This is a genomic window from Streptomyces sp. NPDC048257 (assembly GCF_043201855.1).
In the GTDB taxonomy this organism is placed as follows: Bacteria; Actinomycetota; Actinomycetes; order Streptomycetales; family Streptomycetaceae; genus Streptomyces.
In genome coordinates this window covers 252933-271751 of the sequence record NZ_JBICZI010000002.1, presented here as the reverse complement: position 1 = coordinate 271751, position 18819 = coordinate 252933, and the positions used below count along the sequence as shown (strand labels likewise).

Below are 18819 nucleotides of genomic sequence, written 5' to 3'. Positions count from 1 at the left end.
CCCAGGCTAAGGGCTGTCAGGGGGTGGTGGAGGAGACCACGTAGACCTTGGAGACCTTGGGATCCGAGAGGTCGACGGTGATGTCCCGGGTGGGCCGCGGATCGTCCTGTTCGAGGGTGGTCCCCAGCCAGCCGCTCCGCCGCTTCCAGTCCCATCCCGCGACCGAGGTGTCGTGCGGGGAGATCGACACCCCGGGGGTCAGGTCGTCCCGGCGGATGCCGAGGGAGGCCAGGAACGTGTCCAGGTCCGGCGGGGTGACCGCGAACTGGACGTACAGCCGGCTGGCGCGCCAGTTGTTGGTCTCCAGGAAGCCGACGCGCCAGGCCGTCTCCGGGACCGGGACCTCGTAGATGCTGCGCTGCACCTTGGACGGCCAGCCGGGGCGCACCTCGGACGCGCCGACCCGGGCGGCCTTGTCGCGGCCGCTCTCGCGGCTCTGCTGGGTGGAGATCGCCAGGTAGCCCGCGGGGACGCCGACCAGCAGCAGGATGATGATCGCGGTGATCCAGCGGCGCTTGACGACGTGCCTGCGGTCCTCGGCGGTGGGCGGCGGCGTGCCGTTCGCATCGGGGGCGGAGGCCTGGTGGGGCAGGGTGGGCGGGTTCACTGGCCGTCCTGCCCCTCGGGGTCCGCGGGGTCGCGCCGGCCCAGCTGCTGCGCGTAGCGCTCGTACCGCTCGTAGCGCTCGACCCGGCGGCGGGTGGCGCGGCGGAAGCGGCGTGCGACGAGGCGGGCGAGGTCGGCGGCGCCGACCATGCCCGCCTCGGGGCCGAGCTGGGCCTTGGCGATACGGGCCTCCGGGCGGTAGCCGCGGCCGGTGAGGTGGCGGCGGAAGGCGTCCCGGGCGGGGCCGATCAGCAGGTCGTCGGCGGCGCTGACGCCGCCGCCGATGACGAAGCAGGACGGGTCGAGGGCCGCGGCCAGGTTGGCGATGCCGACGCCCAGCCACTGGCCGATGTCCTGGAGGAGCTCGACGCACATGGCGTCGCCCTCGCGGGCCAGCTCGGTGATGAGCGGCCCGGTGATCTCGTGGACGTTGCCGCCGACCCTGGCGATGATGTTGTACGCGACCGGCGAGTCGGCGGCGGCCAGCTCGCGGGCCTCGCGGACCAGGGCGTTTCCGGAGCTGTACTGCTCCCAGCAGCCGCGGTTGCCGCAGGGGCAGCGGTGGCCGCCGGGAACGACCTGCATATGGCCGAATTCGCCAGCGACCCCGTACCGGCCGCGCTTGACCTGGCCGCCTTCGAGGATGGCCCCGCCGATGCCGGTGCCGAGCGTGATCATGACGAGGTGGTCCTCGCCGCGCCCGGCGCCGAAGCGCCACTCCGCCCACGCGGCGGTGTTGGCGTCGTTGTCGACCATGACCGGGACCGCGAGCCGGGACTGGAGCGCGTCGCGCAGCGGCTCGTCGCGCCAGGCCAGGTGGGGTGCGAACAGCACGCGGGAGCGGTCGGCGTCGACCCAGCCGGCCGCCCCGATGCCGACCGCGTGCACGTCGTGCCGGTCGGAGAGGTCGAGCACCAGCTCGACGATGGTGTCCTCGACGACCTTGGGGCTCTTGGACTTGTCCGGGGTCTCGGCGCGGATCTTCTCCAGGATGATCCCGTCGGCGTCGACGACACCGGCCATCACCTTGGTGCCGCCGATGTCGATGCCGACCGTGGGGACGCGCGGGGCCGTCAGGTGCGACCGGCGCTCCCGGGTCCCGATGGTCCGCAGGACGGTGCCTCGCGCCGACCCCCGGTGGGTGAGCGTGAAGTCCCGGTACGTGCTCATCGAGTCGTGTCGTCCCTCTTGGGTGCGGTGGTTCGGGGAGGCCGGTCGGCCTCGTCGGCCGGGCCGTTTCGACCGGCCGAGCCGTCCGTGGCGGCCGTGGCGTGTGGGGTGCCTGCCCCTGATTCTGCCACTCGCTCCAGTTCGTGGCTCAGTTCGTCGAGCTCGGAGCCGCCCGCCATCTGCCGGGTGAGCTCGTCGAGGGTGATCGAGTCGCGGGTGTGGCTGCCCGCCATGGTGCCGCGCTTGAGGAGTACGAAACGGTCTCCCACCAGGTAAGCGTGGTGCGGGTTGTGGGTGATCAGGACCACGCCGAGGCCCGCGTCCCGGGCGGCGGCGACGTACTTGAGGACCACTCCGGACTGCTTGACGCCGAGGGCCGCGGTGGGCTCGTCGAGTACGAGGACCTTCGCTCCGAAGTAGACGGCGCGGGCGATGGCCACGCACTGCCGCTCTCCGCCGGACAGGGTGCCGATCGGCTGGTCCACGTCGCGCAGGTCGATGCCCATGCGCAGCAGCTCGGCGCGGGTGGTCGCGCGCATGAACTCCACGTCGAGGCGGCGCAGCGGGCCGCGGCCCTTCGTGGGCTCGGAGCCGAGGAAGAAGTTCCGCCAGACGGGCATGAGGGGGACGACGGCGAGGTCCTGGTAGACGGTGGCGATGCCGTGGTCGAGGGCCGCGCGCGGGTTGGCGAGGACGGTTTCCTCCCCCTCGATCTCGAAGGTGCCGGCGTCGTGCCGGTGCAGCCCCGCGATGATCTTGATGAGGGTGGACTTGCCGGCACCGTTGTCGCCGAGGACACAGGTGATCTCGCCCGCCGAGACCTCCAGGGAGACCCCCTGGAGGGCGCGGATGTTCCCGTAGAACTTGCTGACGTCGGTCAGCTTCACCAGGGCGGCGCCCGCTCCGGGCGCGGTCGCGGTCGTGGTCTTGCCGGTCGCGGTCACTTGGTCGCCTCCGCCCGCTTGCGGACCCATGCGTTGAGCAGCGTGGCCAGCAGGAGCATCGCGCCGAGGAAGAACTTGAACCAGTCCGGGTTCCACTGGGCGTACACGATGCCGTTGCTGGTCATGCCGAAGATGAAGGCGCCGACCGCCGAGCCGATGGCGGAGCCGTAGCCGCCGGTCATCAGACAGCCGCCGATGACGGCCGCGATGATGTAGAGGAACTCGTTGCCCACGCCCTCGCCCGACTGGACCACGTCGAACGAGAAGAGGATGTGCTGTCCGGAGATCCAGGCGCACAGGGCGACGCCCATGTAGAGCCCGATACGGGTCTTCACGACGGGCACGCCGGTGGCGCGGGCCGCGTCGGCCCCGCCGCCCACGGCGAAGATCCAGTTGCCCGCGCGGGTGCGCAGCAGGATCCAGGTGGCGACGGCGACGATGGCGAACCACCACAGGATGGTGACCTTGAGGGTGACCGAGCCGATGGTCCACTGCGAGGCGAAGAGCGCGCGGGCGGAGGAGAAGCCCTCCATGTCGGCGATGGTCTTGGTGGAGACCGTGCCGGTGATCAGCTTGGTGAAGCCGAGGTTCAGGCCGGTCAGCATCAGGAAGGTGCCGAGCGTGATGATGAAGCTCGGCAGTTTCGTGCGGGTCAGCATGAACCCGTTGAAGAGGCCGATGGCCAGGGTGACCAGCAGGGACACGCCGACGCCGACCCAGACGTTGGCGGTCATCTGGTAGCTGAACATCGAGCTCACCAGCGCCGAGGTCGTGACCATGACACCGGCGGAGAGGTCGAACTCGCCGCCGATCATCAGCAGGGCCACCGGGGCGGCCATGATCCCGATGGTGGAGGCCGAGTACAGGATCGTGCTGAGGCTGGAGGCCTGCAGGAAGCTGGGGGCGACGAGGGAGAAGAAGACGAAGACGGCGACGGCGCCGACGACCGATCCCAGCTCCGGACGGCCCAGGAGCCTGCGCAGGGTGGAGGTGGGGGCGAGCCGTTCGTCGCGCCCGCCGGCGGGGGTGGTCGCCGTACTCATCGGCTGCCCCGCTTGATGTACTCCTCCAGCTTGCCCGCCTCGGCGGCCGTGACGATCTGCGGGCCGGTGAGCACCGGGCGGCCGCCGCCGAGCACGTTCGCGTTGTAGCGGTAGAGCCAGAGCAGGTCGATGGCCTCGTAGCCCTGCAGGTAGGGCTGCTGGTCGACGGCGAAGCCGAGGGCTCCGGACTTCAGGTCGCGGGCGACCGACTCGTTGAGGTCGAAGGTGTCCACCTCGGCCTTGCTGCCGGCCGCGTCCTTCGCCTTGACCGCGGTCGGGGCGAAGGGCGCGCCGAGGGTGACGATCGCGTCGACGGAGGGGTCGGCCTGCAGCTGGGCCTGGATCGCCGCCTGGACGGAGGGCATGTTGGTGCCCTCGACGTACAGGTTCTCCATCGTCCCGGAGAAGGTCTTCTTCGCCCCGGCGCAGCGCTGCTCGTGGCCGACGTTGCCCTGCTCGTGCAGGACGCAGACGGCCTTCTTGCGGCCGCGCTTGTTCAGCTCCGCGCCGACCGCCTCGCCCGCGATCTCCTCGTCCTGGCCGATGTGGGTCAGGGCCCCGTACGCGGCGGACTGGGCGGAACCGGAGTTGACCGTGATCACGGGGATCCCGGCCTTCACCGCCTTGGCGAGGACGTCCTTCAGGGCGTCGGGCTTGGCCAGGCTGACGACGATCCCGTCGACCTTCTGGTCGATGGCGTTCTGCACGAACTGCGCCTGCTGCTGTGCCTGGTCGTCGTGGGCGTAGACGAAGTTGATGTTGTCCTTCGCCGCGGCCTCCTTGGCACCCTTCTGGACGATGTCCCAGAAGGTGTCGCCGTCGCCCGCGTGCGTGACCATCGCGAAGGTCCAGCGCGGGGTGGAGACGGCGGGCCGGCCCGCCTGCGCGGCCTTCGCGCGCTCCTCGGCGCGCTTGCCGCCCGTACTGCTGCAGCCCGCGAGCGAGGCCCCCAGTACCACCGCGAGCACGGCGCCCACGACGCGTACCCCTGTCCGAACCCTAGCCACGTCGCCGCGCCCTTCCCTCGTCACCAATTCGGTCCGTCGTCGAGCCGGTCACCAATCCGCTCATTCCGGCTCCATTCCGGTCCAGCCGCTCAGTATCCGCCACAGTCGACCATGAAGGGTCATCGGGGCACGCACGGGCAGGTTGACATGCGCGGGCGGATTGACAGGTTCCGCCGACAGGGTCAGGTTGAGTGCATGCGCATCGGGCTCATCGGAACGGGCCGGATCGGGTCCTTCCACGCCGCGGCACTGGCCCGCCACCCGGAAGCCGGCTCGCTCCTGCTCGCGGACGCCGATCCCGCGCGGGCGGCGCGCCTGGCCGACCGGCTCGGGGCCACCGCCGCGCCCTCCGTCGAGCAGGTCTTCACCTGGGGCGTGGACGCGGTGGTGGTGACGTCCGCGACCGAGGCGCACGCGGACCTCGTCGTACGGGCGGTCCGCGGCGGGCTGCCGGTGTTCTGCGAGAAGCCGCTGGCCCCGGACCTGAACCGGACCCTGGCGGCGCTGCGGGAGGTCACGGCCGCGGGCGGACTGCTCCAGGTGGGCTTCATGCGCCGCTTCGACGCGGGCTACGGCACGGCCCGCGCGCTGGTCCGTTCGGGCGCCCTGGGGCGGCTGCACACCATCCGGACGATGACGGCCGATCCGGCCCCGCCGACCGCCACGTACCTGGCGACCTCCGGCGGGCTGTACCGGGACTGCCTCGTGCACGACTTCGACATGGTCCGCTGGGTGACCGGGCACGAGGTGGTCGAGGTGTACGCGGCCGGGTCGGACGCGGGCCCGGCGCTGTTCCGGGAGACGGGCGACATCGACACGGCGGCGGCCGTGCTCACCCTGGACGACGGGACCCTGGTCACGGCCACCGGCACCCGGTGCAACGGCGCCGGGTACGACGTGCGGATGGAGCTGGCCGGAGAGCTGGACCAGGTCTCCGCGGGGCTGGACGACCGGACGCCGATCGCCTCCACCGAACCGCACGGCCCGCCCCCGGCGAGCAAGCCGTGGACGAGCTTCCTGGAGCGCTTCGCCCCGGCCTACGAGGCCGAGCTGGCGGCCTTCGTCCAGCTGGTGCGGGGCGAGGGCGCCAATCCGTGCGACGGCCGGGAGGCACTGGCGGCGTTCCGGGTCGCTGAGGCCTGCGAGATCTCGCGCCGGGAGCGGCGCCGGGTACGGCTGGAGGAGCTCCCGGACCTGCCGGCTCTGTAAGGGGGGCACGGGGTCACCCTACGGCGGTGATCACCCGTGGCTGCGACGCTTTCCGGCCACGCTCAGGCGGCGGTGACGGCGCGCCGCCCCCATGCGGTGCCGGCCAGGACGAGGAGGGCTCCGGCATAGCCGAGGAGCCCCGGCTCCTCCCCTCCGATGGCGATACCGGCGACGGCCGCCCACAGGGGCTCGGTGCCGAGCAGCAGGCTGACGCGGGAGGGCGAGGTGCGGCGTACGGCCCACATCTGCACGAAGAAGGCGAAGAGGGTGCAGAAGACGGAGAGGAAGGCGAGCCCGGCCCATTGGGCCGGTCCGAAGTCAGCGGCGGCGGCCAAGGGGCTGTCACCTGTGCCGGGCAGGGCGGCCAGCAGGGCGAAGACGAGCACGGCGGCGCCGAGCTGCACGGTGGTCAGGGACAGCGAGTCGGCGTCCTGGACGGCCTCGATCCGGGCCATCAGCAGCACGTGCAGGGTCCGGGCCAGCGCGGCGCCGAGGATGAGCAGGTCACCGGGGCTGGGCGCGGTGAAACCGGCGCCCTGGGTCAGCAGCACGACCCCGGCGACGGAGACGGCCGCGGCCCCGAGGAAGCCGGCGGAGGGCGCCCGCTTGCGTACGGCGGCCTCGGCGAGCGGGGTGAAGATCATCGTCAGGCTGATGATCAGCCCGGCGTTGGTGGCGGAGGTGTGGACGACCCCGTAGGTCTCCAGGAGGAAGATCCCGCCGAGTACGAGGCCCAGTGCCCCGGCGCCGCGCAGCTGGGCGGGACTCAGCGCGCGCAGCCGCGCCCACCCGGCGACGACCAGGACCGGCAGCACGAGCGCGAACCGCAGCACGAGCACGGCGACGACGGTGTGGGTGGTGGTGATGCCCTTGGCGGCGAGGTAGCTCCCGCCCCAGACGACGGCAACGGCCAGCACGGGCAGATCGGCGAGCCAGGCCCGGCGGGGGGCTTCGACTTCGAGGGCTGGCGAGAGCACGGTCATGGGGGGTCTCCGACGGCACGGGGGAGGTGGAGACTTCGGCGGCTCGCACGGATGCGCGCTCACGCTACCCGAGCCGATCATGCGGGGCGACCCCTTTGCCGGCCGCCCCCGCGGGACCCGTAGCATCGGCGGCATGGCTGATCTCTACGCCCTGGACCTGGCGTTCGACCTGCTCGACAGCACGCCCGACGACGTGCTCGCGGAGGTGCGGCGCCAGCTGACGGGGGACGGACTGCTCTCGACCCGGGGCCCGGCGTGGCGCGTCGGCGGCATGCTCGTCGGAGAGTTCGGACCGGCCGAACGCGGCGGCTGGGCCCTGACCACCCGCCAGGAGGTCCACGAGGAACAGCTCCCGGAGCTGGAGGACCTCCTGCTGCTCCTGGCCCCCCACGTCCGCCCGCCGGGCCCGCTCGGCCGCCTCCGCCACTACGAGAACGAGGCCCCGGACCTCCTGGTCCTCCGCGAGGGCCGCGTGGTCCAACTGGCCCTGGACCGGCGGTAGGGGGCGCGCCACGCGGCAGCCCGCCCCGGACCGTAACGGCTGAGTGACGGCCTCACCAATGCCGACAGCAGTCCGCACTCAACTCACTCCCGGGGCTACGACCACCCCTACGGCTGTGCTGGGGCGGCCGGTCCGGAGAGTCCGCAGACCTCGGCCGGACCTCGCAGGGGGCTCGACACCGGCAAACACCACCGGGCCGCCGGACCGGGCCAGTGGCTCCGATGACGTCCGGGCACGTGAGCACGGGGCCGCCGCCCTCCACCTGCCCGGTCCGCCGCCGGGATGCGCACGCTCAGCCGACCGTACCGAAGGCGGGCCGCCCCGTGGGCCGGTAGGTCTGGATCGCCGTTCCGGCCGGGGTCGTACGGGAGCTCGTCAACTCGTACGCGGTCGGCAACCCGCCGGTGGGGAACAGCCGCTGCCCCGTGCCGAGGACCACGGGGAAGACCAGCAGGTTCAGCTCGTCGACGAGGTCCCGCGCCAGCAGCCACTGCGCGAGCACGCCGCTGCCGTGCACCTGCAACTCCCCCTCCATCGTGTCCTTCGCCCGCACGATCTCGCTCGGCAGGTGCTCCCCGTCGAGCACGGTGGCCGGCCCCCAGGCCGGTTCCTTGAGCGTGGTGGACGCCACGTACTTGTGCAGCCGGTTCAGCTTGCCCGCGACGGGGTCGGTGGGATCGTCGTGCTCCGGCCAGTACGCGGCAAAGATCTCGTACGTCCGCCTCCCGAGCAGGAACGCCTCGGCCCGCCCGAACACGTCGGTGATGAACTCCCCCATCCCCTCATCGGCGAACGGCGCGACCCACCCCCCGTACTCGAACCCGCCGGTGCGGTCCTCGTCGGGCCCCCCGGGCGCCTGCATCACGCCGTCCAGCGTCACGAAGGTGGTCAGGGTCAGCTTCCCCATGGCTCTGCGCTCCCTTGCTAGGTCCGTCCCTACACGCATGCAGACTCCCCGACCCGCCGGAACTCATCGCCACGCCACGCGAGACCCCACCCGTTTCGACCGTCCTGGTGCGGCGAAACGCGAGGTCGCATTCCTGCCAGCGGGGTGGAGGGCAGGGGGATTTGATTGATCTCGCAACCACTTGATGCGGGAGGAACGACATGAACAGCAACACTGTGGCGCTGGTGACCGGTGGCAGCAGGGGGATCGGGGCGGCCGTCGCACTGCGGCTCGCCGAGGACGGGGCCGACGTCGCCATCACCTACGTCAACGACGCGCAGGCCGCGGCCGAGGTCGTCGGGAAGGTCGAGGCGCTCGGGCGCCGGGCCGTCGCGCTGCGGGCCGATGCGGGGGACGCCGCCCAGGTCGTGAACGCCGTCGGGGAGACCGTACGGCGGTTCGGGCGGCTCGACGTGCTGGTCAACAACGCCGGCGCGGGCGTGCTCGGGCCGCTGGCGGATCTGGCCCCGGCCGATGTGGAGCGCGTCCTCGCGGTCAATGTGCGCGGGGCGTTCCTGACGACGCAGGCGGCCGCCGCGCACCTCGGCTCCGGCGGGCGGATCATCACCATCGGCAGCTGCATGACCCAGCGGGTGCCGGGGCCGGGCGGGACGCTCTACGCGATGAGCAAGTCGGCTCTGATCGGGCTGACCAAGGCCCTCGCCCGGGAGCTGGGCGACCGCGGGATCACCGCGAACATCGTGCACCCGGGGCCGGTGGACACGGACATGAACCCGGCGGACGGACCGTACGCGGGGCCGCAGGCGGCGATGACGGCGCTCGGGCGGTTCGGCGCGGCGGGCGAGGTGGCCGCCGTGGTGGCCTTCCTGGCCGGGCCCGGGGCGGCGTACGTCACCGGGGCGGAGTTCGCCGTCGACGGCGGCCACGCCGCCTGACGAGCTCGCTCATGGTTGACGGTGAGACGTCGAGTGCCGGCCGGGCTGGGTTTCAGTTCGCTCGCTCCCGATCGACGTCCACGGTCTGCTGGTGAGAGAGCAGGCCTGCGACGGCCTGGACGGGATCGCTCATGTGCTCGTGGCGGCCGAGGCGGCGGGCGAGTGTTCGCCGGTTCTTGAGGTGGGCGATCCCGTGCTCGACGCGGATGCGGCGTGAGGAATGGGCCTTGCGCTGCAGCTCGCGGATGTCCTCGTACCAGTCCGGCGGGTTCTTCTTGCATTGCAACAAGGCCGACGCCCACGTCCAAGGGCTGTCCCGTAATCCCCGGTGGATCGGCGCACGGCGTCAGATGCGGTGCATCGCAAGGCGGAGGAGCGTCCTCATACTGTGCGTATTCGGGCGTTCCGGCAACGCAGCGAGGTGCCGTAGCTGTCGTCGTGCGCCCGCCGGGGATTACGGGACAGCCCTGAGGGGGAGCCGGACCCGCCGGCGAAAGGCAATGGAGCTTCTCGCGGCGCTCCTCGTCGGGCGGATCAGGCTGACCGGTGAACCGGCCGCCACCGAGGACCCGTACCGCCGTGCCCGCGTGACAGCCGAGGCCGCCGCCTGGTCCGGGGCGGAGCCGGCCGCACTCGGCGCCGAGGAGCCCGCGCGTCGGCCGTGCGGCCGGCCGGCACGGCCGAGCGCGAAGGCCGCGGGCCCCCCGGAGGCGGACACCGGTACGGGGATTCCGTCGCAGCACCCGTCAACGCCCCAGGTGAGCGCAGTCGCAGCCTTCGTCTGCGTGGAGCTTTCCGGGGGTGCGTCGTCGGCGTCCGCGGCGTGAGCGGATAGGCGGTGTTCCGCGTACGAGGGGTTCGAGTCCCTGGCGGTCGTGCAGGTTCGCTCCTGAGATGCCGACGGACAGGGGCAGACCGGTCCGCTCCGTGATCAAGGGGATCTTCGAGCCGAACTTGCCCGTGCCGGCGCCGGCCGCCACCCTGAGACTGCGACAGAATTCGGCCAACTCTTGCCGCATATTCGGCCACCACACCGAAGGGTGCAGCGGGTGGTACTAGTTGACGATCCATCAATGTCGCTTGTACGAAGCTCACTTGTCGACCGGGCTCGACCTGGCCCACACCGTCGAGGCCGGGACCAGCGTTCGAACACCTGTCCGCTCATGTCATTACGCTTCGTCAGATGCCGACCGCGGTAGCGCCTCACATCCGGGCGTTGCCTCGTGTCGCTACCGGGTCCATCGGGTCTCCCTCACGATGACCGGCGTATATCCCGGGACCACTTGGCCCACAGAGGCCGCACCAGTAGTACGTGAAAGTACCCTGCCGCTTCCCAGCGGGACCACTTTCCAGAAAAACGTCGTGGCGGGGGCTCGACGGAACAAGGGATGCCCTTCGGCTGGCCGCAGGTGGCGGACCGCTGTAACTCTCGGCCGGAGTCGGGATACCGGGATCAGTCGTTCATCGCGACCGGTTCGCGCCCGCCACTTCCCCACACGTATCGAAAAAGTCGAAGGAACGAATTTCCGCCATGGCTGACCAAATGGTTCTTCAGGCCCAGAAATGGGTCAACGCGACGTACAAGAGTGTCGCCGGCTACAACCCCGTGACGGAGGACGGGAAGACCGGATGGAACACCATGTACTCCCTGACCCGGGCGTTGCAGCACGAACTCGGGATCACGACACTCTCGAACGCGTTCGGTCCCACCACACTGTCGACGCTGGCAGCCAGGGGGCCCATCAAAGTCGGCGAGTCGAACAAGAACATAGTCAAGATCATCCAGTGTGGCCTTTTTTGCAAGGGTTACAGCGCCGGTGCCATCGACGGGGAGATGTCGAACCCCACTTTGTTCGGCTTCAAGACGATGATGGAAAACATGGGCATTCCGGCAGAGGACATCGGCAATGCCCTGCCGGCCAAGGTCTTCAAGGCCTTGCTGACCATGGACGCCTACATCTTCCTGTCCGGCGGACTGGAGCAGATCCGCCTCATGCAGCGGTGGCTCAACGCCCGCTACTGGCAGAAGTCGACCTTCTTCATCGGCCCGTGCGACGGCTTCTTCTCCCGTGATGTCCAGCAGGCCCTGATGAAGGGGATCCAGTACGAGTCGGGCATTCCCGAGGGCTCGGCCAACGGCATCTTCGGCCCCGGCACGGAAGCGGGCCTGCGGGCCCACACGCTCGCCGAAGGCGACTCCGGGACCTGGGTACAACTGTTCTCCGCCGCCTGTGTGGCGAACGGTCCCTCGAACACCAGTGGCGACATCGCCAGCTTCAGCTATGAGTTCGGCCCGAAGCTCGCGAGCTGGGTGAAGAAGTTCCAGAGCTTCTCCGCGATCGGTGAGTCGGGCAAGGCCGACTTCGACACCTGGGCACAGTTGCTGGTCGCCTATGGCAACCCCGACCGGGACGTGGACTGTTGTGACACCCGCTTCACCATCACTCCCTCCCGGGCGAAGGCGCTCTACGCTGCCGGCTACCGCGCCGTAGGACGCTACCTCGACGAGCCGGCCGAGAGCACCCTGAACAAGGAGATCCAGCCCGGAGAGCTGGACGCGATCTTCTCCGCCGGCCTGAGCGTCATCCCGCTGTGGCAGTACGACGCACGGAAGCTCGCGGATTTCACGTACGCCAACGGCTACTCGCACGGGCGCAAGGCGCACGAACGGGCCGAAGGCTATGGATTCAACCGGAGCACGGTGATCTACTTCGCGGTCGACTATGACGCCACGCAAGCGGAGATGGACAAGATCGTCGACTACTTCATCGGCGTGAACGACGCCCTGAAGAGCAACGGCAGCAAGTACATCACCGGCGTGTACGGTTCGCGGAACGTGTGCGCCAGCGTGGCCGGAGGCGCCTTCGTGCCGTACGCGTACGTCTCGGGCATGTCCTATGGGTTCTCCGGCAACCTCGGATTCCCCCTCCCGCAGAACTGGGCGTTCAACCAGATCAAGGAGTTCAACTTCTCCGCGGGTTCGGACACCTTCGCGCTGGACCGGGTGTCGCACCGCCCCGGAGCGGATTTCGGGCAGAAATCGGTCAACCAGTCGGGAAGTTCAACGGTCGACCAGTTCATCGCGTATGTCCAGAAGGTGTACGACGCCGCCGTCGCGTACGGAAAGGGCAACGCGAACGAACTGTGCCTGCAGTTCATGCGCTGGGAGAAGTACACAGACTCCCGCTGGGGATCGCTGTTCGGTGACGTGGACAGCGCGTTCATACAATTCTGCGTCAACCGGGGACTGGGCCGCGCGAGGGATCAGGCGTACCTCGACCCGTCGATGGGCGTCACCATCAGCCCGGACCACCTGATCGCGAGCGCCGCAGGCTATTTCCTCAAGGGGAACGCCGGAGTCGGCAAGGCGAATCGTGCCGAACTCGCCAGTTGGGGCGGGGACCTGCTCACGTTCTACGGAGAGTGGAGTCGTTCGGACAACGCATCCCCGCTGGACTTCTGCCGCAGGACACTGGCCAGGCCCGACGTCGCGTCCACGTTCTCGCTCAGCGACCTGATCGAGGACATCGACGGGTACACGGTCGCGATGAAGCTGAAGGCCGGTGGCACGAACATCGTCACCGAACTCAGGAAGATTCTGCTCGGCGGGGGTCACAAGACGCGTTTCAGTGACTTCAAGGCGGCCAGGTTCGGCAACACCACCGACGGCGTCAAGAAGACGGCGAAGGCGTTCCTCGAGGACGACATCAGCGACACCCTGCTGTCCAGTACGCGCGCACTGCTGATCCAGCGGAACTGCCCGATCCACAAGAAGCCCTGGCTCGAGTCCGACTCCGTGATGGACGAGTTCTACCGCGGGTTCGCCGAAGTCCTGCAGCGTCTCATCGACCAGCAGTGAGCCGCTCAAGCCGGCGTCCCGGCCGACGGGTCGTCCCCGTTGTCCAGAATCTCACGGAAGTGACCTTTAACTAAAGGTATGCGCATTCTTCATCACACGCAGGATGACAGCAGATCCGGACGCCCGTACCCGTCGAAAGCGGCTTGCCGGGTATCTTGCCCGGCCATGGGGAATCGCTTGGCGCGGGAGGCGCGGAGAACCATGCGGTTCCGCGTGTCCGCGACATCGGATCAGGAGGAGGGGACGCAATGCCGACGCCTTTGATGGGCCTGCTGCTGCTCGTAAGTGTGGTGGCGGTGCCGGCGTGCATCGTGGTCATCGTTCTCATGCTGAGGAACCCGCCCCGTTCGCTGCCCGGGATCTGTGCGGTTCTCGCCCTGCTCTTCGGTTTCTCGGCTGCTGCCGTGTACTGCTACGGCTGGTTTTCCGTCACCCTCGGGGGGCCGTTCCCGGAGCTGTGCGAGGACAGGAGCATGTCCGGCGCCCCGCTGGCGAGCCTGAAGCAGGATTACTGGCCCCTTCGCAACGCCTGCATCTACTCAGACGGCTCGACGGTGGAGCACGTTTCCATGTCGATCAACGCGTTCGTCTACGTGCCGGCTGGTCTTGCCGTCGTCCTGACCTGTGCCGCCGCGTTCCTGTACCGGCGGGCACGACACATTCCCGAAGGGACCCCATGAGCATCGAATTCTCGCGTCGCACCGTACTCAAGCAGTTCACCGGCGTTGCTGCCGGAGCCGCTCTGGTATCCGCCGGAGGCACACTGCTGGCTCCCGCCACCGCCGCCGCCGCGGACAGCACGTGGCGCAGATCCACCTCGGCGAACAGATGGAGCATCCCGAACGCCCGCTCCTCGTTCACCGGCACCTGCGACATCCAGGGAACCGGCCTGTCCGTCGTCCTGCGCCCAGGGGACACCGCAACGGTCCTGGCCTACCTGGCACAGCGTTTCCACTACGACGTCGCCCGGCTGGAGAGCGGTCGCGGCGAGATCGTCGGATATCGCGCCGATCGCAAGGTCAGGGCGGACTTCGAGTCCAACCACCTGTCAGGAACCGCACTGGCGCTGTATCCGGAAATCTACCCGCTGGGAGTCACGGGGAACTTCTTCCCGTACCAGGTCACGGCGATCCGGGACATCCTCGCGGAACTTGGAGGCGTGGTGAAGTGGGGCGGTGACACGAAGCCGTCCATGGAATCCATGTTCTTCATCGACGTGCCGCCGCAGTCGCAGCAACTCAAGCAGGTCGCAGCGACGCTCAGGGCATGGCAGCTCACTCCGAGCAAGGGCGCCGGGACTCAGAACGTCGAGGACCCCAAGCGCGTGAAGGCGTCGAAGGAACTGGCGAAGAGCCAGAAGGCGTAAGTCCGTTGTGGCATCAGGGCAGCCAGCGGCCGTCCGTCATCAGCTGACGGTCCGCCAGCTCGTTGACCTCGCGCCACGCCTGGATCCACACCGGCGCGATCCGGAAGTACGGGTAGGGCGTCGCGAAACCGCTCGGGTCGAAGCCCGTGTGGGCCGCGAAGGCCTCCCGTACGGCCGGCGCGAGGTCGGTCGCCTCCGCCGTCTTCGCGGCGCCCTCCACCAGGACCACGTCCCGGGTGCCGCCGAAGGCCAGGCGGACGCGGCCGTTCGCGATCAGGTTGCGGGCGGTGGGGTTGGCGCGCTGGGTCGAGACGAGGAAGGTCTCGCCGTCCCAGAGGAAGGAGAGCGGGACCATGCAGGGGACGCCGTCCGCGTCGGCGGTGGCCACCCACACGTCCACGTCGTTCTCGAAGCGGGCCAGGGTGTCCTTGAGGCGCTCCTCGTGCGTGCGCGGCGGCGCGGGGATGGTCGGGATGGTCTGCTCCGTCATACGGGCCTGCTCCTGTCCGTACCGGCCGGCCCCCGGGGCGGAGCCGCCGCACCCCACTGTGCCCCACCCGTAAGGGAGTTCGTACGGCAGGGCGCATGCCGATGGGGCGCACCGCTTCGGGGTGCGCCCCATCGGGCCGGGCGTGACCCCGGGAGTGTCGGCTCCCGGGGCTGTCGAACGGGTGGCGTCAGCCGCCCAGCTCCTGGTGACGGGCGGTCAGCGCGGCGGCGCCGGCCTCCGTCAGGGAGCCGTACAGGCGCAGGCGGGAGAAGCCGCCGTCCGGGAAGATGTCGATCCGGACGTGCGTGCCGACCGCCGGGGCGTCCAGCACGAAGCGGTGGTTGGTGTCGGGCTGCAGGCGGGTGCGCGGCAGGAATTCCGTCCACTCGCCCTCCTCACCGGTCTTGACCGACAGCGAGGCCCAGCCGGCCGAGTTGCCCTTGAGGTACGCGGTGTCGATCTCGACGGCACGGATCTCGGACTCGGCGACGAGCTGGTAGCGGATCCAGTCGTTGCCGTTGTCGCGGCGGCGCGCGGTCTCCCAGCCGTCGTCCATCTTGCGGGAACGGCCCGGGTTGATGGTGTTGGTCGGCGGGGAGTAGAAGCGGTTGGAGGCGTCCTGGACGGAGCCGCCGTTCTCCAGGGCCGCCACGTCGAACGAGCCGAGCGCGTCGAGCCACTTCGGGTCGGGCAGGACCTCGCCGTAGACGCGCAGGCGGGCGATGCCGCCGTCGGGGTGCTGGTTGACGCGCAGGTGCGTGAAGCGCTGCTCCACGTCCACCTCGAAGCCGTTGGCCGCGTGGCCGCCGACCGGGGTGCGGGCGACGATGGTCGTCCACTTCACGTCGTCGCCCTGGAGCTCCTCCGGGGTCGGCGCGAGGGCGCCCGCCCAGTTGGTGGCCTCGATGGAGACGGCCTGCGGCATGTTGCCGCGGAAGTGGGCGGTGTCGACGACGATGCCGCGGATGACGCCGGGGGCGCCCAGGCGTACGAGCGCCCAGTCGTGGTCCTCGGGGGTCGGCCAGGGCTGGGTGGCGGAGATGCCGCGGCGGCGGCGGGTCTCCCAGCCGTCCATGACCTTGCCCTTGTGGCCGAAGTCCTCGGGGTCGAAGTGCGCGGCCTCGGAGATCAGCAGGTTCTCGCGCTGGGCGAAGAACTCGTCGTTGGCGGCGATGACACCGGCGCCCAGCTCACGGGCGGCGAGGTTCGCGTACTGGGTGAAGGGGAAGTCCGCGGTGCGGTAGTCCGCGTACGGGTCGCCGCCTCCGTACGGGTTCGCGTTGCCGGTGAAAGAGGGAATCGCCACTGTCAGTTCTGCCTTTCGAGGAGGAGGCCCGTGGGCTCGGTCGGGGTGCCGTGGTCGGCGATCTGCGTCCCGCGCAGCCAGGTGGACTTCACGACGCCGTGCAGGGTCTTGCCCGCGTACGCCGTCACCTGGTTGCGGTGGTGGAGTTCGGCCGGGTCCACGGTGAACGTTTCTTCGGGGGCGAGCACGGCGAAGTCGGCGTCGCGGCCGACCTCGATCGCGCCCTTCTGAGCAAGGCCTGCGAGCTCGGCCGGGGCCGCGGACATCCAGCGGACCACGTCCTCCAGGGTCCGGCCGCGCCGGCGTGCCTCGGTCCAGATGGCGGGCAGGCCCAGCTGGAGGGAGGAAATGCCGCCCCACGCCGTGGAGAAGTCGCTGGTCTTCAGGTCCGCGGTGGACGGCGAGTGGTCGGAGACGATGCAGTCGATCGTGCCGTCGGCGAGCGCGTCCCACAGGAGGTCCTGGTTGGCGGCCTCGCGGATGGGCGGGCAGCACTTGAACTCACTGGCTCCGTCCGGCACTTCCTCGGCCGTGAGGGTGAGGTAGTGCGGGCAGGACTCGACGGTGATCCGGACGCCCTCGGCCTTGGCGGCGGCGATCAGCGGCAGCGCGTCGGAGGACGACAGGTGCAGCACGTGCACGCGGGCGTTCAGCCGCTTGGCCTGGGCGATCAGGTTGCCGATCGCGGTGTTCTCGGCGTCGCGCGGCCGGGAGGCGAGGAAGTCGGCGTACTTGGGGCCCGGGACGACGGGAGCGGCGTCCAGGTGGTGCGGGTCCTCGGCGTGCACGATCAGCAGGCCGCCGAAGCCGGTGATCTCGGCGAGCGAGGTGGCCAGTTGCTCCTGGTCGAGCTCGGGGAACTCGTCCACGCCCGAGGGCGACAGGAAGCACTTGAAGCCGTAGACGCCGGCGTCGTGCAGCGGGCGCAGGTCCTTGACGTTGTCCGGCAGGGCGCCGCCCCAGAAGCCGACGTCCACGTGCGCCTTGGCGCCGGCGACCTCCTGCTTGACGCGCAGGTTGCCGGTCGTGGTGGTCGGCGGCAGGGAGTTCAGCGGCATGTCGAGGATCGTGGTGATGCCACCGGCCGCCGCTGCGCGGGTGGCCGTCCAGAAGCCCTCCCACTCGGTGCGGCCCGGGTCGTTCACGTGGACGTGGGTGTCGACCAGGCCGGGGAGCAGGACGTCGTCGCCGAAGTCCTCCAGCCGGGCTCCGGCCGGCACCTCGGCCTCGTACGCCAGCACGGCCGTGATCTTCCCGCCGGCGACGGCCACCGAAGCGGCGCGCGTCCCCTCGGGGGTGATGACGCGCGTCGAGCGCAGTACCAGTTCCACAGCCACGTCGACCACCGGAACCTCCCCATCTACTTCCACAGAGCGAAATTCAACGTTCTGTTGACGGAGTCTTCCCGGCGATCCGTACCCAGTCAAGAGCGCCCGGACGGACCACTGACGCACCAGGATCGCAATTGGAGGTTTCCACAGGATGGAATTAAGATTTCACCATACAGAATGTAGCTACCACCACCGGGAACCGGGCGGATAACTTCCCGAGCACGTCCACCACCAGGACAAACCCTCTCTGACCGGCGGCGACGACCACGACCCCAGCACTGGGACGGACGCCGGCCGCCGGGTAGGCTGCTCCCTTGCCTGCCAGCACCGAAAGGACCGCGCCGTGCCGACGTCCAGCGCCAGCACCACCGACGCTTCCTCGAAGACCCCCGCCGCCAGCGGTGGCGTCCAGTCCCTCGAGCGCGCCTTCGACCTGCTCGAACGCATGGCCGATGCAGGGGGCGAGGTCGGCCTCAGCGAGCTGTCCGCCGCCAGCGGTCTGCCCCTGCCCACGATCCACCGCCTGATGCGCACGCTGGTGGCGTGCGGGTACGTACGCCAGCAGCCCAACCGACGGTACTCCCTCGGCCCGCGTCTGATCCGCCTCGGCGAGTCCGCGTCGCGCCTGCTGGGTACCTGGGCCCGCCCCTACCTCGCCCGCCTGGTCGAGGAGACCGGAGAGACGGCGAACATGGCCCTCCTCGACGGGGACGAGATCGTCTACGTCGCCCAGGTGCCGTCCAAGCACTCCATGCGCATGTTCACCGAGGTCGGCCGCCGGGTGCTGCCGCACTCCACCGGCGTGGGCAAGGCGCTGCTCGCCTACACCCCGGCCGACGAGGTACGCGCCCTGCTGGCCCGCACCGGCATGCCGGCGGCGACCGAGAAGACCATCACCACGCCCGAGGGCTTCCTCGACGCGCTGGAGAAGGTCCGCGCGGCCGGTTACGCGGTCGACGACAACGAGCAGGAGATAGGAGTCCGCTGCCTCGCCGTGTCGGTGCCGAACTCTCCGACCGCCGCCGCGATCTCCATCTCGGGCCCGGCGGGCCGCGTCACGGAGGCCGTGGCCGAGTCCTTCGTGCCGATCCTGCAGGGCGTGGCCGCCGAGCTCTCGGTGGCCCTGTCCAACCAGAGCCCCGCCTAGGAGGTACCAGGGCC

18 protein-coding genes and 1 pseudogene are annotated in these 18819 nt (G+C 70.0%); 7 read left to right on the top strand and 12 right to left on the bottom strand.

All coding sequences use genetic code 11. The annotated features are described in order from the left end of the window. Positions 1 to 16: 16 nt before the first annotated feature. The 5 genes from ACGFZK_RS05230 to ACGFZK_RS05210 are packed head-to-tail and all read right to left on the bottom strand — an operon-like array spanning position 17 to position 4740. Positions 17 to 607 (bottom strand): hypothetical protein, encoded by a 591-nt coding sequence (locus ACGFZK_RS05230; RefSeq protein ID WP_393847475.1) that lies wholly within the window; start codon positions 605 to 607, stop codon positions 17 to 19. Next, positions 604 to 1776, bottom strand: a complete 1173-nt coding sequence (locus ACGFZK_RS05225; protein WP_393847474.1) for an ROK family glucokinase — start codon at positions 1774 to 1776, stop codon at positions 604 to 606. Before ACGFZK_RS05225 ends, ACGFZK_RS05230 begins: the two co-directional genes overlap by 4 nt. Continuing rightward, positions 1773 to 2750, bottom strand: a complete 978-nt coding sequence (locus ACGFZK_RS05220) for an ATP-binding cassette domain-containing protein (protein ID WP_393847473.1) — start codon at positions 2748 to 2750, stop codon at positions 1773 to 1775. The genes ACGFZK_RS05225 and ACGFZK_RS05220 overlap by 4 nt, the downstream gene beginning before the upstream one ends. Next, positions 2717 to 3763 (bottom strand): ABC transporter permease, encoded by a 1047-nt coding sequence (locus tag ACGFZK_RS05215; RefSeq protein WP_393847472.1) that lies wholly within the window; start codon positions 3761 to 3763, stop codon positions 2717 to 2719. Before ACGFZK_RS05215 ends, ACGFZK_RS05220 begins: the two co-directional genes overlap by 34 nt. Then, the gene (locus tag ACGFZK_RS05210; RefSeq protein ID WP_393847471.1) at positions 3760 to 4740 is read right to left on the bottom strand and encodes a substrate-binding domain-containing protein; all 981 of its coding nucleotides are present in this window, start codon (positions 4738 to 4740) and stop codon (positions 3760 to 3762) included. Before ACGFZK_RS05210 ends, ACGFZK_RS05215 begins: the two co-directional genes overlap by 4 nt. Before the next feature lie 225 nt (positions 4741 to 4965). Here ACGFZK_RS05210 and ACGFZK_RS05205 point away from each other — a divergent pair, with 225 nt between their 5' ends. Then, entirely contained in the window at positions 4966 to 5979 is a 1014-nt protein-coding gene (locus tag ACGFZK_RS05205) for a Gfo/Idh/MocA family oxidoreductase (protein WP_393847470.1), read from the top strand. 62 nt (positions 5980 to 6041) lie between these two features. Here the strand turns inward: ACGFZK_RS05205 and ACGFZK_RS05200 are convergent, their stop codons facing one another. Next, positions 6042 to 6962, bottom strand: a complete 921-nt coding sequence (locus ACGFZK_RS05200; RefSeq protein WP_393847469.1) for a DMT family transporter — start codon at positions 6960 to 6962, stop codon at positions 6042 to 6044. A 133-nt stretch (positions 6963 to 7095) separates the two neighbouring features. Here ACGFZK_RS05200 and ACGFZK_RS05195 point away from each other — a divergent pair, with 133 nt between their 5' ends. Further along, positions 7096 to 7464, top strand: a complete 369-nt coding sequence (locus ACGFZK_RS05195) for a hypothetical protein (RefSeq protein ID WP_393847468.1) — start codon at positions 7096 to 7098, stop codon at positions 7462 to 7464. 292 nt (positions 7465 to 7756) lie between these two features. Here the strand turns inward: ACGFZK_RS05195 and ACGFZK_RS05190 are convergent, their stop codons facing one another. Next, positions 7757 to 8371: a dihydrofolate reductase family protein gene (locus tag ACGFZK_RS05190; protein WP_393847467.1), complete on the bottom strand. Its 615-nt coding sequence runs from the start codon at positions 8369 to 8371 to the stop codon at positions 7757 to 7759. A 200-nt stretch (positions 8372 to 8571) separates the two neighbouring features. On the opposite strand from ACGFZK_RS05190, the gene ACGFZK_RS05185 reads away from it, so the two are divergent. After that, positions 8572 to 9306 carry an SDR family oxidoreductase gene (locus tag ACGFZK_RS05185; RefSeq protein ID WP_393847466.1) on the top strand — a complete coding sequence of 245 codons (735 nt, stop codon included), beginning with the start codon at positions 8572 to 8574 and terminating at the stop codon, positions 9304 to 9306. Positions 9307 to 9358: 52 nt separating this feature from the next. Here ACGFZK_RS05185 and ACGFZK_RS05180 read toward each other — a convergent pair whose 3' ends face one another. Both ACGFZK_RS05180 and ACGFZK_RS05175 read right to left on the bottom strand, forming a co-directional pair. Next, the gene (locus tag ACGFZK_RS05180; protein WP_393847465.1) at positions 9359 to 9595 is read right to left on the bottom strand and encodes a transposase; all 237 of its coding nucleotides are present in this window, start codon (positions 9593 to 9595) and stop codon (positions 9359 to 9361) included. A 460-nt stretch (positions 9596 to 10055) separates the two neighbouring features. Further along, positions 10056 to 10265 (bottom strand): annotated as a pseudogene (locus ACGFZK_RS05175) (IS5/IS1182 family transposase); the annotation flags it as partial. Between the two features lie 572 nt (positions 10266 to 10837). Here ACGFZK_RS05175 and ACGFZK_RS05170 point away from each other — a divergent pair. The 3 genes from ACGFZK_RS05170 (at position 10838) to ACGFZK_RS05160 (ending at position 14531) form a co-directional block, all read left to right on the top strand. Next, positions 10838 to 13165 (top strand): glycoside hydrolase domain-containing protein, encoded by a 2328-nt coding sequence (locus ACGFZK_RS05170; protein WP_393847464.1) that lies wholly within the window; start codon positions 10838 to 10840, stop codon positions 13163 to 13165. Positions 13166 to 13413: 248 nt separating this feature from the next. Continuing rightward, positions 13414 to 13845 (top strand): hypothetical protein, encoded by a 432-nt coding sequence (locus ACGFZK_RS05165; RefSeq protein WP_393847463.1) that lies wholly within the window; start codon positions 13414 to 13416, stop codon positions 13843 to 13845. Next, entirely contained in the window at positions 13842 to 14531 is a 690-nt protein-coding gene (locus tag ACGFZK_RS05160) for a hypothetical protein (protein ID WP_393847462.1), read from the top strand. The genes ACGFZK_RS05165 and ACGFZK_RS05160 overlap by 4 nt, the downstream gene beginning before the upstream one ends. Positions 14532 to 14544: 13 nt before the next feature. Here ACGFZK_RS05160 and ACGFZK_RS05155 read toward each other — a convergent pair whose 3' ends face one another. From ACGFZK_RS05155 to allB, 3 genes are all read right to left on the bottom strand, one after another. Continuing rightward, entirely contained in the window at positions 14545 to 15021 is a 477-nt protein-coding gene (locus ACGFZK_RS05155; RefSeq protein ID WP_393847461.1) for a pyridoxamine 5'-phosphate oxidase family protein, read from the bottom strand. Positions 15022 to 15208: 187 nt separating this feature from the next. Next, positions 15209 to 16327 (bottom strand): allantoicase, encoded by a 1119-nt coding sequence (gene alc, locus ACGFZK_RS05150; protein ID WP_393847460.1) that lies wholly within the window; start codon positions 16325 to 16327, stop codon positions 15209 to 15211. A gap of 2 nt (positions 16328 to 16329) precedes the next feature. After that, on the bottom strand, positions 16330 to 17664 hold the full coding sequence (allB, locus tag ACGFZK_RS05145; protein WP_393847861.1) for an allantoinase AllB: 1335 nt from the start codon (positions 17662 to 17664) through the stop codon (positions 16330 to 16332). A gap of 337 nt (positions 17665 to 18001) precedes the next feature. On the opposite strand from allB, the gene ACGFZK_RS05140 reads away from it, so the two are divergent. After that, positions 18002 to 18805 carry an IclR family transcriptional regulator gene (locus tag ACGFZK_RS05140; RefSeq protein WP_393847459.1) on the top strand — a complete coding sequence of 268 codons (804 nt, stop codon included), beginning with the start codon at positions 18002 to 18004 and terminating at the stop codon, positions 18803 to 18805. Positions 18806 to 18819 lie beyond the last annotated feature (14 nt).

Coding starts and splice junctions, on each gene's coding strand:
- ACGFZK_RS05155 (WP_393847461.1), bottom strand. CDS start 15,021: ATGACGGAGCAGACCATCCCGACCATCCCCGCGCCGCCGCGCACGCAC.
- ACGFZK_RS05215 (WP_393847472.1), bottom strand. CDS start 3,763: ATGAGTACGGCGACCACCCCCGCCGGCGGGCGCGACGAACGGCTCGCC.
- ACGFZK_RS05220 (WP_393847473.1), bottom strand. CDS start 2,750: ATGGGTCCGCAAGCGGGCGGAGGCGACCAAGTGACCGCGACCGGCAAG.
- ACGFZK_RS05170 (WP_393847464.1), top strand. CDS start 10,838: ATGGCTGACCAAATGGTTCTTCAGGCCCAGAAATGGGTCAACGCGACG.
- ACGFZK_RS05225 (WP_393847474.1), bottom strand. CDS start 1,776: ATGAGCACGTACCGGGACTTCACGCTCACCCACCGGGGGTCGGCGCGA.
- ACGFZK_RS05200 (WP_393847469.1), bottom strand. CDS start 6,962: ATGACCGTGCTCTCGCCAGCCCTCGAAGTCGAAGCCCCCCGCCGGGCC.
- ACGFZK_RS05160 (WP_393847462.1), top strand. CDS start 13,842: ATGAGCATCGAATTCTCGCGTCGCACCGTACTCAAGCAGTTCACCGGC.
- ACGFZK_RS05190 (WP_393847467.1), bottom strand. CDS start 8,371: ATGGGGAAGCTGACCCTGACCACCTTCGTGACGCTGGACGGCGTGATG.
- ACGFZK_RS05165 (WP_393847463.1), top strand. CDS start 13,414: ATGCCGACGCCTTTGATGGGCCTGCTGCTGCTCGTAAGTGTGGTGGCG.
- ACGFZK_RS05195 (WP_393847468.1), top strand. CDS start 7,096: ATGGCTGATCTCTACGCCCTGGACCTGGCGTTCGACCTGCTCGACAGC.
- ACGFZK_RS05185 (WP_393847466.1), top strand. CDS start 8,572: ATGAACAGCAACACTGTGGCGCTGGTGACCGGTGGCAGCAGGGGGATC.
- ACGFZK_RS05205 (WP_393847470.1), top strand. CDS start 4,966: ATGCGCATCGGGCTCATCGGAACGGGCCGGATCGGGTCCTTCCACGCC.